The sequence below is a fragment of the Peribacillus sp. FSL E2-0218 genome, from assembly GCF_037992945.1.
GTDB classification, from domain to species: domain Bacteria; phylum Bacillota; class Bacilli; order Bacillales; family DSM-1321; genus Peribacillus; species Peribacillus simplex_B.
This window is the reverse complement of the sequence record NZ_CP150304.1, coordinates 5,088,321-5,103,968: the sequence shown is the minus strand read 5'-3', so window position 1 is coordinate 5,103,968 and position 15,648 is coordinate 5,088,321. Positions and strand designations below refer to the sequence as shown.

Genomic DNA, 15,648 nt, shown 5'->3' with positions numbered 1-15,648 from the left:
TATGCCCGCTTTCTTTTGTATATGAAAAAGGATAAAATCAACATAAATAGCAAGAGAAACGGTCAGGGGGGACTCTTCATGAAGATTTTGGTGGTGGAAGATAATGCTTCATTATTGGAATCGATCCGGCAAATTTTGGCGGATGAATATGAAGTCGATACGGAGACTAACGGGGAGGATGGGCTGTTCATGGCCCTGCAAGGCATTTACGATATCATTTTATTGGATGTGATGCTTCCGGGAATGGATGGCTTCGAAATCGTCCGAAACATCAGGGAAGCAAAAATCGATACAAGCGTTTTATTTTTGACGGCAAAGGATGGTCTTGAGGATCGTGTCAGAGGGCTTGAGATGGGCGGTGATGACTATTTAGTCAAACCGTTCCAGGCACCGGAGCTTAAGGCAAGGATACGTGCCCTCCTTCGCCGAAGCGGCATCATAACGCTTTCGCAGCATGTGAAGTACCGTGGAATCGAATTGCTGGAAAAAGAGAAGGATATTTCAGTTGATGGAAAGGTCATCAAAATGACCTTGAAGCAGTACGAACTATTGGAGTACCTCATTCAAAACAATGGGAAAATCTTGACCCGGGAGCAAATCTTCGACCGCATTTGGGGATTTGACTCGGATACGACGATTGCGATAGTCGAAGTGTTCATCCATCATCTCAGGAAAAAGCTGGAACCTTACAATTACCATAAGGACATTCAAACCGTCAGGGGCATTGGTTATATGCTCAAACAACCATAAGGGGATCATTATGTTCCAAAAAACAAGACTTCAACTAACATTATTGAATTCTATCGTCTTTATTGTCTTGATAGCCATATTAAGCCGAACGATTTATTTTTATACGGAAAATCAAATCTATAGGGATGTCAATGATTCGCTGAAAAAGGATTACAGGGGCTTCATCAATGGGGGCATGCCCGGAGGCCGGCCGCAAGGCGAGTTTCTCTTGGGACCGGGTCCGAGCGTCATCGTATGGGGACCTGAAGATACGATCATAGAGCCTAGACTTAGTGCGGACGATTTCTTCAAGGTCAATGAATCGAAATTCCACCCTGAAAAATTTGACGAGATCGAAGAAATCCCGGCGAATGGCTACACGTATCGCGCCCTTTCCACCAAGGTCGATACGGATTATGGGGAGTTGATCGTACAATTCATCAGGAATGTCGATTCCGAAAAAGATATGCTCGATCGCCTGCTGCTCATATTGTTTGTTGGCGGGGGCATTGGCAGCTTGGTGGCAGTTGGGGCCGGTTATCTATTGGCAGGACGGGCCCTTATTCCGGTAAAACGCTCATGGGATCAACAGCAGCAGTTTGTTTCGGATGCTTCGCATGAAATCCGCACACCGCTTGCCGTCATACAATCAAGGGCTGATTTGTTATTCCAATCACCGAACGCGACAATCGAGGAAAAAGCCGTCGATATATCGATCATTTCAAAGGAAGTCCGCCGCCTGAATAAGCTTGTTAACGGACTTTTGACCTTGACCAGGACCGATTCGAATCAGGTGCAGGTGAATAAAGCGAATTTTTTTCTCGACGACTTACTTATGGATATCGTGGAACAGTATACTGATATAGCTTCTTTTCAAGAAAAAACCATCGTTAGCCATGCTCCTGAACAGGTGGTGTTTCATGGCGATAAAGAAAGGATTCATCAGCTGTTGGTGATTCTGGTCGATAATGCGATGAAGTTCACGGAGGAAGGCGGGGAGATTTCGCTTTCCTGCATCAAGAATGCAGCGTCGATCATCCTTGCCGTTGAAGATAATGGAATAGGAATGCCACAGGAAGAACTCCCCTTGATTTTTAACCGGTTTTATCAAGTGGAGCAATCCCGTTCAGCAAATGAGGGCTCCGGTTTAGGGCTATCCATTGCCAAATGGATTGTACAAGCACATCAAGGGAACATCAAGGTTACGAGTGAACAGAATGTACGCACTCGTTTTGAAATCATTTTTCCTAGAAACCAAAAGAAAATGTAAGACGGCTGAAATATCTAACCCATTCCGTGTTGCTTAAGGAAAAATTAAGGGTCTTTTTAGATAATGTCTATCAGTAATCCATTTCTTTTGGCAAAGGAGAATCATCAATGGTGAATAAACTTGGTAAAATGCGTTTTTTAATCGCGATCGTGGCATTTTTTCTTTTAATCGTTCAAGCGGTAATGGGGATCATGATGTTTGTCGACAGTAGCGACAATGTGCCCATGAATGGCCAAGCGATGGCGGGGCAGCCTGCAGATCGCGGCACGGGGGCATCTGGAGATTCGTCCAAGAGCAGTGAATCCGCAGGTGAGGCTGACGAAACCGCACCAAATGATGCAAGCGGCAATTTGGGGAGGCCTCCACAAGGGTGGGCTGATGGCAGCGGAACAAAAGAAGAGATGCCAGGCGGCGGAGGCTTCCAGCGCGGGAATTCTCTAGCTCGTGAATACATCGATTTTTATCAAGGGGCAGGCGGCTTGGCAACATCCATCATCATCCTTCTGATCGGGGGAGCTGGAATTGCGACGGCGATATTGACGAGAAAGACGGCAGCCTGAAAATGGTAAAGAAGTTCATAAACAGGGAGGCTCCTCGAGAAGGGACCTTTCTTTTTGTTTTGAGAAAATCACACATGTAACTAATTGCCATTTTTGAATGAGAAATAATGATTGCACTTCAAAATAAATTAGTTTAATATATAGTTCTAAAGAGGTACGTACAACTATTTTGGATGAAAGAGAAAACGTTTGCATAAATTTTTTGAGGGTACCCTACTATTAATGCACGAACATTAAATTCACCTTAGTGGAGGCAGAATATGAAATTTCTGATTGCTATTTTAGGACTGCTTATTGTTTTTGGACTAGCCTTATTAGTGAGTAGTGACCGGAAGAAGGTTAAAATTAAACCGATTATCTTCATGGTGATCATTCAGCTAATTTTGACTTATCTTTTATTGAATACGAAGTTCGGGTTAGTGATCATCAACTCGATTGCCGATGGCTTTGGAAAACTCCTGGAATGGGCAAATGAAGGGATTAGTTTCGTATTTGGCGGCATTGCAAATGAAGGAGCAGCACCGTTCTTTTTAAATGTTCTTCTTCCCATCGTATTCATCTCGGCATTGATCGGGATCTTACAGCACTTTAAAATCCTTCCATTCATCATGAAATGGATCGGTTTACTGTTAAGCAAGATAAATGGAATGGGTAAATTGGAATCTTACAATGCGGTCGCATCCGCAATTGTCGGACAATCCGAGGTTTTCATAACCTTGAAAAAACAACTTGGTGCCATTCCGCCAGCACGGATGTATACACTTTGTGCATCAGCGATGTCAACCGTATCGATGTCAATCGTCGGAGCATACATGACAATGATCGAGCCAAAGTATGTCGTGACGGCAATTGTCATCAATATGTTTGGCGGATTCATCATTGCATCGATCATCAACCCTTATACCGTTACGGATGATGATGATATCCTCGTCGTTGAAGAAGGGGCAGAAAAGCAGTCATTCTTTGAAATGCTTGGCGAATATATCATGGATGGCTTTAAAGTCGCCATGACGGTTGCAGCCATGCTAATCGGGTTCGTGGCATTGATTGCAGGGATCAACAGCTTATTCGATATGATCATCGGCATCAGCTTCCAGGACATCTTGGGCTATATCTTTGCACCATTTGCTTTCATCATGGGTGTTCCGATTTCGGAAACCGTGACGGCTGGCGGAATCATGGCGACAAAGCTAGTGACGAATGAATTCGTTGCGATGCTGAGCTTAGGGGATGCCGCAAAAACATTGAGTGACCGTACGATTGGAATCGTTTCCGTTTTCTTGGTTTCCTTTGCGAATTTCTCTTCCATCGGGATCATTGCAGGTGCAGTCAAAGGCCTGCATGAGAAGCAAGGGAATGTTGTTGCTCGTTTCGGGCTGAAGCTTCTATATGGTGCGACGCTTGTCAGCATCCTATCAGCGATCATCGTCAGTGTGATCATTTAAGTAACTCATGCTATGAAATGAAATCGGATTTATCTTGAGAGGCACTTGGATATACTTCTAAGTGCCTCTTTCATATTTTGTTACAAGAATTTATAGAAATGGAAGGGTATCGGCATACCGGTATATAATACATAAAATGACTTGTCATGAAGGGAATGATGGTGGAAAATGAATGAGAATGAAACGGCCATTTTTGCAGGAGGTTGTTTTTGGTGCATGGTCGCTCCCTTTGATGAAACAGATGGAATTATTGAAGTGACATCAGGCTATACGGGAGGTATTGCTCCCAACCCGAGTTATAAACAAGTGATAACCGGATCGACTGATCATGTTGAAGCGGTTCAGGTGATATTCGATCCATCGATCATTTCATATAAGGAATTAGTGGAGATATTTTGGCGCCAAATCGATCCTACAGATGACGGCGGCCAATTCACCGATAGGGGACAGCCATATAAGGCAGCCATTTTCTATCGTGATGAACGCCAGAAACGGGAAGCCGAGCGATCAAAGGAAGAATTGATGATGAGCGAACGGTTTATAAAGCCGATTGTCACGGACATTTTACCATCGGGAAAATTTTATGCAGCTGAAGAGTATCACCAACAATTCCATCGGAAGAATCAATTTCGGTATGCATTATATCGTAAAGGCTCGGGTCGGGAATCCTTCATAAAAGAAAATTGGCCTAAGGATAACGCCCATCTTAGAAATAGGTTGACCGAGACCCAGTTTTATGTCACCCAGGAAAATGGTACCGAGCCACCTTTTGATAATGCCTATTGGAATCACTTTGAAGAAGGCATATATGTGGATGTCGTTTCTGGTGAGCCTCTATTCTGTTCAAAGGATAAGTATGATAGCGGATGCGGCTGGCCGAGTTTCACGAAGCCCATCATGTCGGCAAGTGTCCATGAGAAAGTAGATGTAAGCCACAGAATGACCCGCACGGAGGTGCGCAGCAGGGAAGCCGATTCCCATCTGGGCCACGTATTTCCTGACGGACCAGGCCCCAAAGGCACAAGATATTGCATGAACTCCGCCGCCCTTCGCTTCATTCCAAGGATGGATATGGAAAAAGAGGGATATGGGGATATATTGTTGCTTTTTAAGATGAAATAACTTTTTTGAGATAGGGGAACGAAAATGGAAAAAGTAGACGGGATTTTATATCGGTATATCCTTGATCATTCATCAACGATTACGGATAAATGGCTGGCTTTAAGGGAAAAGCAGGTTGGTTCGATCTATTCCGTGGATACCGATGCGGAAGTGGAGGAGCTCCTGAGGAAACAGAATACGTTGACGATCAAGACCGTGACCAGTGCATTACTAGAAGATAAAAATTCTTTTATTGAAAATATGGAGCATTGGGCGACTATGGTCGCTAAAAGCAGGGTTGAATCTGACACACCGATATACGAGGTATTGGAAGCGCTTAATAAAGTGAGGGAAACATACTGGGATTTCATCACTGACCATATGCTTAAGGATGATAATAAAATTCCGAAGGATACGATCATTCGCTGGAGCCGGCTAATTAACCAAGCATTCGATCAATTGAACCGTGAGTTCACTGAGCAGTATTATCTATTGACCCAAAAACGGTTGCTGGCTCAACAGGATTTGATCACGGAATTAGGTTCACCGGTCATTCCGATCGTTGACGCCATGGCGGTGTTGCCTTTGATAGGGGAAATCGATACCCATCGGGCAAAGGAAATCATGGATACGACTCCAAGCAAATGCATCAGCAAAAATATTTCTCATCTGTTCATCGATTTATCGGGGGTCACACTCTTGGATACGATGGTTGCCCAACAAGTCTTTGAATTGATAAGCACCCTTAAATTATTGGGCATACAATCGACCATTTCCGGAATACGTCCGGAGGTAGCCCAGACGTCGATTCAGCTCGGCCTCGATTTCAGCCAGGTCTCGACCTATAGCACGTTAAAGCAGGCCCTTTCCAAGCAAGGGGTCAAACTATACGCTTGAAAATAAGCAAAGAACCAGTGCCCGCGGGGCCTGGTTCTCTTTTTTGGTTACAGCTTGAATGAACTTTTCAATCCGACAATTTGGTTGAATACCAGGTGATCGGCCTTCGTGAGCTTTGGATCGACATTATAGTAGCCATGCCTGAAAAATTGGAATTTATCCTGAGGCTGTACATCTTTCATATTGGGCTCGGCGAAGCCTTGTAGAATTTCAATCGATTCCGGATTGACCCGCTCCAGGAATGTTTTTTCTTCTTCATCGTCCGCTGCGGAATCCAAGATCAAGGGTTGGTAGTTGCGGAATTCCGCTGGAATTGCTTGCGAAGCCTCGACCCAGTGCAATGTCCCTTTTACCTTGCGTCCAGTGAAGCCGGATCCGCTTTTCGTTTCCACGTCATATGTGCAGTGAAGCTCAATGACATTGCCAGCATCGTCTTTTATCACTTCTTCACATTTAATGAAATAAGCGTGCTTTAAACGGACTTCATTGCCCGGGAAAAGACGGAAGTATTTTTTTGGCGGATTTTCCATGAAATCGTCTTGTTCGATATAGATTTCACGAGAGAATGGGATTTTGCGCATGCCCATTTCCGGAACTTCCGGATTGATTTCAGCATCCAGCCATTCAACCTCGCCTTCCGGATAATTGGTGATGACGACCTTAAGCGGGTTCAACACAGCCATCGTCCGTGGGGCCTTCAGCTTTAAATCCTCCCTTACGAAATGATCGAGCATTTGGGAGTCCACGACACCGCTTGTTTTCGCGACGCCAATCTCTTGGCAGAATGCACGAATGGCTTCAGGAGTATACCCGCGCCTGCGCAAGCCTGAGATGGTTGGCATCCGGGGATCGTCCCAGCCGTCCACGAAGCGTTCGTCGACCAATTGTTTCAGTTTTCGCTTGCTCATTACGGTATTGGTCAGATTAAGGCGGCCAAATTCATATTGCTGCGGTTTACTTTCCATTTCACAATGTTCGACGATCCAGTCATAAAGCGGACGTTGATCCTCGAACTCAAGAGTACAAATCGAGTGTGTGACTCCTTCGATCGCATCTTCTATTGGGTGGGCAAAGGCATACATCGGATAGATGCACCACTTATTGCCGGTATTATGGTGCTCGGTATGGGAAATGCGGTAGATCACCGGATCGCGCAAATTGATGTTCGGCGAGCTCATATCGATTTTGGCACGCAGCACCTTTTCACCGTTTTCGAACTCACCGTTGCGCATCTTTTCGAATAGTTCAAGGTTTTCCTCAACCGTACGATTGCGGTAAGGGCTGTCTTTTCCAGGCTCTGTCAGCGATCCGCGATATTCCCGGATTTGATCGGCATTAAGGTCGTCCACGTATGCCAGTCCTTTATTGATGAGCAGCACAGCTCGTTTGAACATTTCATCGAAATAGTCGGAAGCGAAGAAAAGATTATCCCAATCGTAACCAAGCCATTTTACGTCTTCCTTGATGGAATTGACATACTCGATATCTTCCTTCAGCGGATTCGTATCATCGAAGCGCAGGTTCGTTTTGCCGTTGAAATCATCGGCCACCCCAAAATTCAAAATGATTGATTTGGCGTGCCCGATATGCAAATATCCATTTGGCTCAGGAGGGAAGCGTGTGATGATATGATCATGTTTTCCGGTCTCCAGATCATCTTTTATGATCGTTTTAATAAAATTCGAAGCGTTATTTTCCAACTGAATTCGACCTCTTTCATTTATATACTTCTTTTACTTTTACCTGTATATATACCATAAATACAGATATTTTTCCATGTTCGAGCCGGGAACAAGGTTTGGAGGCGCATTCTTAAACCATTCATCAAGTATATCGTTTTTGCCTCCAAAAAGAAAATATCCTTGAATCGTTCATTTTATGGGTCGAGTATGATCTTTACCTGGCAAATAAAATAAGCAATACAGGAACTTACGCCTGTATTGCTTATAATGATGTCCTGGCTTCAGGCCGGAAAATCGGTGTAGAAGGACGAATTATTCCCGGTCTTGGCCGGAATACCGGTGGTGAAGGACGAATTCTCCCTGCCAAATCAAAAGACTGTCGTTTGCAGGAACTCCTTTGTCCGCTCTTCTTTTGGATTTGTGAAGAAATCTTTTGGCGGGCCGCTTTCGACAACCCGGCCATCATGCATGAAAACGATCCAGTCGCCAACATCACGGGCAAAGCTCATTTCATGCGTTACGACCACCATCGTCATCCCTTCCAGGGCAAGCTCCTTCATCGTAGTTAGAACCTCGCCGACCAACTCGGGGTCGAGGGCGGAGGTAGGCTCATCAAAGAGCAGGATATCAGGCTTCATCGCAAGCGCACGGGCGATGGCAACACGCTGTTTCTGCCCGCCTGAGAGCTTGCTGGGATAAACATCGGCTTTATCTGATAAGCCGACTTTGGCAAGCAGGGCCTTTGCTTCTTCGATTGCCTGGGCCTTCGGCACTTTTTTGACGTGAGTGGGTGCTTCAATGACGTTTTCAAGGACCGTCATATGCGGGAAGAGATGGAAATGCTGAAAGACCATTCCGACTTTCGCGCGGATTTCATTGATATCATGGGTGCCTGGCTTGACCTCCGTCCCCTCAATGAGAATTTGCCCGCTATCTTTCTTTTCCAAGTAATTCAAGCAGCGAAGCAGGGTGCTTTTACCGGAACCGCTTGGCCCGATCAGACATACCACATCGCTATCCAATACCTTCATATCAATATCTTTCAGTACATGCAGATCCCCGTAAGATTTATTTAAATTCCTGATGCGAATCATTTCTTTTTGTTCCATTTCAATTCCCCCTATCGATCACTAATGGACAGTTTCTTTTCGAATAAATTGACGACAATGGTCAGGAATGCCACAAGAATCAAGTAGTAGACCGCTACGATCAATAAATACGTCATCTCATCGAAATTATTCGAGCCGAGCGTAGTGGCTACGTTAAACAGCTCATTCATGGAGATGAAGGCTGCTAGAGAAGAATCCTTCAGTCCGATGATGAATTGGTTGCCTAGCGGCGGCAATGCGCGGCGGAAGGCCTGTGGCAGGATGATTCTCCTCAATGCGAGTGAATTGCTCATTCCAAGGGAACGTCCGGCTTCCATTTGGCCTTTATCGATCGATTGAATCGTACCTCGCAATATTTCGGAGATATAAGCTCCGTTATGGAAGGCGAGGGCAAGAGACGCCGCCCAGAAGTCCGGCAATAAGAAGAGATTGCTGATACCGAAGTAGAGGATGAAGATTTGGACGATCAGCGGTGTACCCCGTACGAGGAATACATAAGCATCAGAAATCCAGGCAAGGACCTTTATATTGGAAATTTTTAAAAGGGCAAAAAGCAAACCGATGACGATCCCTACAATAATGGAGACTACCGTCAGTTCCAATGTGAGGAGCATGGCACGGATGAACACGTCCGACGAGCTAAATAATGTATCGAAAAAATGTGAAAAACTTGGCAATGTAATGACTCCCTTTCTATCATTCTTTATTCAGGCTTAGTAGTGATGTCCTCACCAAAGTACTTTTTGCTGATTTTCGCAAGCGTTCCGTCTTCCCGGAGGTTCTCTAGCGCCTCGTTGATGCGTTTAAGCAGCTGGGGATTGTCGCTTGGCAGGACGACCGCCTGCTCGCTGCGTTCGATCAATTGCCGGCCCTTGACATCGAAACCTTCCTTGGCTGCTTCCTTGCCGGTGACGAAGTCGGTGATGACGGCATCATGACGTCCTTCGCTCAACGCTTTAAGCGCGGTGATATCACTGTCATACGTTTTTACATGATTTGTATATTTTTCTGCAGTGGTTGCATATGTAGAGCCTTTCGAAGCCGCAACTTCCTTTCCCTTTAAATCATCAACCGTTTTAATATCGCTATCGGATCGGACGAAGATTTGGGGCCCCGAGTAATAATAGGGGGTCGAGAAGGCAACATGTTTACTTCGTTCTTCATTGATCGTATGGCTGGCAACCGCGGCATCCGCCCGGCCGGTTTTAACACCCTCGACGATCCCTTTGAATTTAATCCGCTTAGGGACTGGCTTAAGGTTAAGTTCCTTGGCAATGGCATCGCCCACTTCGATATCGAAACCTGTTACGGTCATGTCATCATTGACATAACTGAATGGCTTGAATTCACCTGAGGCAGCGAAAACAAACTGGTCCTTATCAATCAGCTTACTCCCATCCTCTAGCTGATCCTTTTCGGCACAGCCGGACAAAAGCCCGAGAATAACCAGTATGGATAGAATGAATGTAACGGATGATTTCATGATAATCTCATTTCTCCCTTCAAAAAAACTAATCGAAAGGTCTATACCCTTCCGAAGTAGTGGATAACCTTATTTTATCGGGAATATAAACAGAATATTATAAAAATACGGTGTGATTTGAACGAGAAGGAATTTAGACACAGGAGAACTGTCGGTGATTTTATAAGTGTTACTAAAGTGTAAACTAGTGACTTTAATTCATTTGATAGAATTACTTTCTCAAAACTGAAACCTGATGTTTCAATGTTGGAACAATACAAAAATGAGTTTTAGATACAATTAAATTATGGGCATTCAAAGGAGGTGACATGGGCACATCTTAGGTGAATCTTTACATGATATTGTCGAGGATGTATCCGGCTTGTATCAAGAAGATGATTGTATCCCTATGTAACTAGGCCAGATAGAGAGGAGAGACAAGATATGAAAAATCAAATTAATGAAACAATTCATTAGTTTGGGAAGTGTTAACTTTTTAATTTTAAAAGAAATGCATTCGTAACTTCTACCATTTTCCTTATTTCTTTTGCGCTATTAATACCTATTGCAAATGCAAAAGGAGTCAAAAGTGAAAATGAAGAAATTGAACAGCTTGCTGAAGATCTAGAGTTTTTTATGGAGTGTATTCTAATCCATATTATGTATATAATTTCAAAATAAAAGTATTCCCTTATAAATTTTTTCTAGTCTATTTATTTAATTAATTTTTAATAAATACAACCTATGTACTGTTTAACACCACTTAATTAATAGTACTTATTTTATGTTTGGAGGTTTTTTTTTGGGAGATATTATTTGGCAATTGTTGAACCTTGGAGGATTTTTGTTATTTATTTATTTGTTAGTTCTTGTTTTTAAAAAGTTAAGAAGTAAGGAGAAACAGGTATGAAAAAAATTGTTATTTCTTTTTTTATGATAGTTTGTTTAATTTTTGGATTGACTATAACGCCTTCGCTTGCTGATGAAAATGGAATTGATATTTTAGAAGCATCTACTTCTTCGGATTATGAAATTGTTGATATTGAAAAAGCTCAACAACAAAATGCAACAAAATCTGAAGAGAAAGAAATTGGAAATTTATTTAAAGAAAATGGTTTAGAACCACTAGAAATGTCCAAAATCCCTGAAGATGCGCAAGTGATTAATTTTGATAGTATTGAGGAGTTTGAAAAATTTCTTGGGGATACACAAGGAGTTGTTGAAATTGAAGAACAATCAAATGATATTGAATTATTAGGATTGATAACAGGTTTAAATGCTGTAAGTGCAGCAGTTAAAACTTACAAAACAAGCATAACAAAAGGTGTTTCTTCTAAAGTTAATCTTTATGCAGATGTAACTAGGAATTCTAAAGGAGTTATTACAAAAACTAAGGTATGGACTAGTCATACTGGTGTGACACTTGGCCTTTCTTGGAAACAGAATTCTGCATATGCTAATTTAAATTCAACTAAAAAGAATGGAACGGCATATGGTAAAGGAACAATGTCATGGGTAGTATTTGTAAAAGGTATAGGAACGATTTATTCATATGATGTGAGCCTATCTTTGAAGTTTTAAGAATACATGCATTAAGGAAGAAGAAGGCTACTTTGTCTTCTTCTTCCGTTTGTTTGAATAATGGCACCCACGACTAGAAGGCTGGCTCAAGTTTTGGCGTTTTTTCTTATTAATTATTTGGTTGCTACAAAATATTAATTATTAAATATTAATTATTAAATATTAAACAAATAGATGTTATATACCTATAAAAAAGGGATGTAACCCAAAGTAGTTGGGATACATTGGTATGTATTTGAAACAAGAGGAGAATTCATATGTTAAGTAGTTCCAATCAGGCGATATATAAGCCTGATTATATATCTCTGCTATTACTTCTCTTAGGAATCGTGTATTTGATTTATTTAGGGTTGACAATCGCTAGAATCAAATTAGATAGACTAACTATAAGGACACTTGCAATTTCCGTTCTAACTTATTTACTAGTTGGATTTTATATGGCAGGCTCGGGCTTTTATATTGATGAGGAGACCCCTAATAATCTAGTATTTAAGAAATACGGATTCCCGGATTTAATTTTATTAGCTTTTCCATATATATTTTTATCTTTAGCAGCAAGTTTAGGTGAGAAAAGAAATTAATAAAAATGAATATCTAAACAGAGAGACATCCGGTTTCACTATCAGTTTCTCCATTTCTGTGATTACTCCCCCCCTTTATGCATTATACTAAGGATAGTAATGTATGTAGGTAGTATCCAAATGATTTTAAACTGAGCATCACTCAATATAAGTTCTTTTATGGCAAATTACGATATACTTGTCCTAAATGACAATATGCTTCGTCGAATCAGTGAACTTGTTTACTTTTAACTATACTATATAGACATTGGAATATTTTTGTTACTTTATAAGTTTAAATGAATATTTCTTAAGGTGAAATAATATCATTACTTATATTAAAATGTGATGGACATCTAGATACATATATTACACCTTATGCTATTTGGGTATTAATTCAAGCTGTGATAACTTTTTTCGTATCTTTCTTTTAATACCACATTAATAGTACTTTATTTATTTTTCTATAAAAAAGGGAGGTCTTTTGGTGGGAGATATTATTTGGCAATTGTTGAATCTTGGAGGACTTTTGTTATTTTTTTATTTATTAGTTCTTGTGTTTAAAAAGTTAAGAGGTAAGGATAAACAGAAGTGAAAAATGTTCATTTCTTTTTTTATGGTAGTTTTTAGATTTTTCAATTGACTATAATGCCTTCGCTTACTTATGAAAATGGAATGGATATTTTAGAAGAACCTGACCTAAAGAAGGAAAATATGTATGTTTTTTAGACCAGATACGCCACAATGTAGGTGTACAATTACGATTCCTTTAACATAAGAGGTAAATATATGCTGCTGCGGCACATAGTTATTTTTATAATAGGTATCTTATCAACTTTCATTATTCAAGAGGATCTTTTCAACCAGTACAATCTTATGCTAAATATATTTTTTAGAATTACTTGGGCGTTATTTTTCTCACTAATTATTTGGTTGCTACAAAATTATAAGAGGAAAAGTGATTGAAAGCGATTGTTTTTAAAACAAGAGGTGATTTCATATGTTCAGCTTTTTTTTGCGAGCTTCCAGCGACTAACATGACTTTCTTAAAACCAAATTAAAGAAAAGAATGGGATAAAATTAAAAACTTATGATGGATTTCGAGTATACGAAGAAGAATAAATATTTGCTATACGTCTATTGTCTCTTTTTTAATACATCAAATGTATTAAAAAAGAGACATTTGTGCAAAAGCAGTTAGAGGAATTTCTCATGAAAAATTAAGGTTTTATGGCACTTGTGCAGCTGGCAATATCTTAAAAAAGAGAACGCCTTAAAGACGTTCCCGGTTTATCTTGAGCCACTCTGTCTCTAAACTTGAAACTTGAATATTAAAAGTTAGATTTTTTATTACGCTTTTTTCTTTTTACCAAATGGATAATGAAAGAAATTAAAGCAACGAATAATATGAATATAGTAATTTGATATCCTACATCAAACCAATTCACTATTGTTTCATTCATGTAATGCCTCCTCAACCATTGCATTAACTAGGTGATTTAAGCGTTTTCTAGATTTTTAGTCAATTTGAAGTCATTCCAGTACTATATTCTTTAGGAGTTAAACTTTGTTCAGGGATTGATCTTAGATGGGTTAAAACCGAGGAATGTGTTTGATTTGTTTAAACGTTTACCCTGAAAAACCCCTGTGTTATCTTCTTTTTAATACAATAGCTAATATTAAAGAAAGCTGCAGTGAAATGATAATTAAAAAGGAGATAATAAATTGTTCATCTAAAGGCGCAACAAAGATAAAGATATATAATAACAATACAGATACGAATAGAATGGATATGAAATAAATAATGGTTTGCCTCATGGCCCCTCCCTTTCTAACAACCAATCAATAAGACAGAGTTAAATACCCCCTGTTCTGTCTATAAGTGTGCTTTAATTAAAAATCCTGTCGAATTATTCCATTAAAACCTCAACCTGTAATAAAATTAACATGAATAATGCTTTTTTTGAGTTTCAATATAGAGCTAATCGATTTCATTTTTGAAACAATCTCATTGTTCATAGGGTGTATAAAAACGTGAAATTTTTTAGAGGGAGAAATTAGGAAGAATGATTGCGCTTATATTTACCTAGTCGTTACTGGCTTGGAGATAACGAGTTATTGCGTACAGGTCCATATGATCAGCCTATATGGATGCAAGTCTTTTTCCTTTATTCATGTATTTAGTTACTTATATTCAATGGAGTGGACCGCAGCCGTTTACAGGAAAAATGGCCCGTAGTTAAGCATCATTCCCTCCCATATTGATGACCGACTTTAATTCTGCCCATGACATGAAGTATAATGTAGCAAAATAGTAGAAGGGCAGTTGGGAAAATGGTGAGCAACTTTGTGCAAGGGCAATTAGAGGAATTTCGCGAAAAAAATCAAGATAGGGGCCGTTTGATTATTCAATGTCCGGACCAGCCAGGAATCGTTTCGACAGTTACGGCGTTTCTTAAACAATATGATGCAAATATCGTCGAGTTAAGCCAGTATTCGATGAATCCTGAGGGTGGTACTTTTTTTACGCGGATTGAATTCGATTGCCCGGGATTAAAGGAGAGGGCAGCGGAAATGGAATCGGCTTTTGAAGAGGTTTCGGAAGCCTTTTCAATGGAATGGACGCTTACGCATGTGAGTGATTTGAAGCGGACGGCCATTTTTGTCTCCAAGGAGCCGCATTGCCTGCTTGAATTGCTATGGGAATGGCAAAGCGGGGATTTGTTGGCCGATATAGCGCTCGTTATCAGTAATCATGAAGATACGAGACAAATTGTCGAATCGATGGGCATTCCTTTTTATTATATTCCTGCAAACAAGGATATTCGTAAGGAAGTGGAGACGAAGCAGCTTGGCCTTCTCGAGGAATTCAATATCGACCTGATTGTGTTAGCGAGGTATATGCAGATCCTGACGCCGGATTTCGTAGCGGCCCATCCGAATAAAATCATCAATATCCATCATTCCTTTTTACCTGCATTCATCGGGGCACGGCCTTATGAACGGGCATATGACCGGGGTGTCAAGCTGATTGGGGCGACCTCACATTATGTGACGAATGACTTGGATGAAGGTCCGATCATCGAGCAGGATATCGAACGTGTCGATCATCGTGATTCGGCAGGGGATATGAAGAAAATCGGCCGTTCGGCTGAACGGAGGGTGCTCGCCCGTGCCGTCAAATGGCATTTGGAGGATCGTGTCCTCGTCCATGAAAATAAAACGGTAGTCTTTTAAAGTGAAGTGCCCCCC

14 protein-coding genes are annotated in these 15,648 nt (G+C 41.1%); 9 read left to right on the top strand and 5 right to left on the bottom strand.

The window, feature by feature from the left end; all coding sequences use genetic code 11:
• The first annotated feature begins 78 nt into the window (after positions 1-78).
• The 6 genes from MHI53_RS24700 (at position 79) to MHI53_RS24675 (ending at position 6,002) form a co-directional block, all read left to right on the top strand.
• Positions 79-750 carry a response regulator transcription factor gene (locus MHI53_RS24700; RefSeq protein ID WP_100533558.1) on the top strand — a complete coding sequence of 224 codons (672 nt, stop codon included), beginning with the start codon at positions 79-81 and terminating at the stop codon, positions 748-750.
• Positions 751-760: 10 nt separating this feature from the next.
• The gene (locus MHI53_RS24695; RefSeq protein ID WP_340372525.1) at positions 761-1,999 is read left to right on the top strand and encodes a HAMP domain-containing sensor histidine kinase; all 1,239 of its coding nucleotides are present in this window, start codon (positions 761-763) and stop codon (positions 1,997-1,999) included.
• A 107-nt stretch (positions 2,000-2,106) separates the two neighbouring features.
• Entirely contained in the window at positions 2,107-2,559 is a 453-nt protein-coding gene (locus MHI53_RS24690) for a hypothetical protein (protein ID WP_340372524.1), read from the top strand.
• Between the two features lie 260 nt (positions 2,560-2,819).
• On the top strand, positions 2,820-4,004 hold the full coding sequence (locus MHI53_RS24685) for a nucleoside transporter C-terminal domain-containing protein (RefSeq protein ID WP_061141385.1): 1,185 nt from the start codon (positions 2,820-2,822) through the stop codon (positions 4,002-4,004).
• Positions 4,005-4,172: 168 nt separating this feature from the next.
• On the top strand, positions 4,173-5,126 hold the full coding sequence (gene msrB, locus MHI53_RS24680) for a peptide-methionine (R)-S-oxide reductase MsrB (protein WP_340372523.1): 954 nt from the start codon (positions 4,173-4,175) through the stop codon (positions 5,124-5,126).
• Between the two features lie 24 nt (positions 5,127-5,150).
• Complete coding sequence (locus MHI53_RS24675; RefSeq protein ID WP_340372522.1) at positions 5,151-6,002, top strand: STAS domain-containing protein; 852 nt, start codon at positions 5,151-5,153, stop codon at positions 6,000-6,002.
• Positions 6,003-6,049: 47 nt separating this feature from the next.
• Here MHI53_RS24675 and MHI53_RS24670 read toward each other — a convergent pair whose 3' ends face one another.
• The 4 genes from MHI53_RS24670 to MHI53_RS24655 all read right to left on the bottom strand — a co-directional run bounded on the left by MHI53_RS24670 (position 6,050) and on the right by MHI53_RS24655 (position 10,276).
• Positions 6,050-7,702: a glutamine--tRNA ligase/YqeY domain fusion protein gene (locus MHI53_RS24670; protein WP_340372521.1), complete on the bottom strand. Its 1,653-nt coding sequence runs from the start codon at positions 7,700-7,702 to the stop codon at positions 6,050-6,052.
• A gap of 350 nt (positions 7,703-8,052) precedes the next feature.
• On the bottom strand, positions 8,053-8,793 hold the full coding sequence (locus MHI53_RS24665) for an amino acid ABC transporter ATP-binding protein (RefSeq protein ID WP_061141381.1): 741 nt from the start codon (positions 8,791-8,793) through the stop codon (positions 8,053-8,055).
• Between the two features lie 11 nt (positions 8,794-8,804).
• Complete coding sequence (locus tag MHI53_RS24660; RefSeq protein ID WP_061141380.1) at positions 8,805-9,470, bottom strand: amino acid ABC transporter permease; 666 nt, start codon at positions 9,468-9,470, stop codon at positions 8,805-8,807.
• 26 nt (positions 9,471-9,496) lie between these two features.
• Positions 9,497-10,276 carry a transporter substrate-binding domain-containing protein gene (locus tag MHI53_RS24655; RefSeq protein WP_061141379.1) on the bottom strand — a complete coding sequence of 260 codons (780 nt, stop codon included), beginning with the start codon at positions 10,274-10,276 and terminating at the stop codon, positions 9,497-9,499.
• Positions 10,277-11,161: 885 nt separating this feature from the next.
• On the opposite strand from MHI53_RS24655, the gene MHI53_RS24650 reads away from it, so the two are divergent.
• Both MHI53_RS24650 and MHI53_RS24645 read left to right on the top strand, forming a co-directional pair.
• Positions 11,162-11,836 (top strand): hypothetical protein, encoded by a 675-nt coding sequence (locus MHI53_RS24650; protein ID WP_340372520.1) that lies wholly within the window; start codon positions 11,162-11,164, stop codon positions 11,834-11,836.
• Positions 11,837-12,093: 257 nt separating this feature from the next.
• On the top strand, positions 12,094-12,417 hold the full coding sequence (locus MHI53_RS24645; protein ID WP_340372519.1) for a hypothetical protein: 324 nt from the start codon (positions 12,094-12,096) through the stop codon (positions 12,415-12,417).
• A gap of 1,310 nt (positions 12,418-13,727) precedes the next feature.
• On the opposite strand, the gene MHI53_RS24640 is transcribed toward MHI53_RS24645, so the two are convergent.
• Positions 13,728-13,859 (bottom strand): hypothetical protein, encoded by a 132-nt coding sequence (locus tag MHI53_RS24640; protein WP_340372518.1) that lies wholly within the window; start codon positions 13,857-13,859, stop codon positions 13,728-13,730.
• 874 nt (positions 13,860-14,733) lie between these two features.
• Here MHI53_RS24640 and purU point away from each other — a divergent pair.
• Complete coding sequence (gene purU, locus MHI53_RS24635; protein WP_285768120.1) at positions 14,734-15,633, top strand: formyltetrahydrofolate deformylase; 900 nt, start codon at positions 14,734-14,736, stop codon at positions 15,631-15,633.
• Positions 15,634-15,648 lie beyond the last annotated feature (15 nt).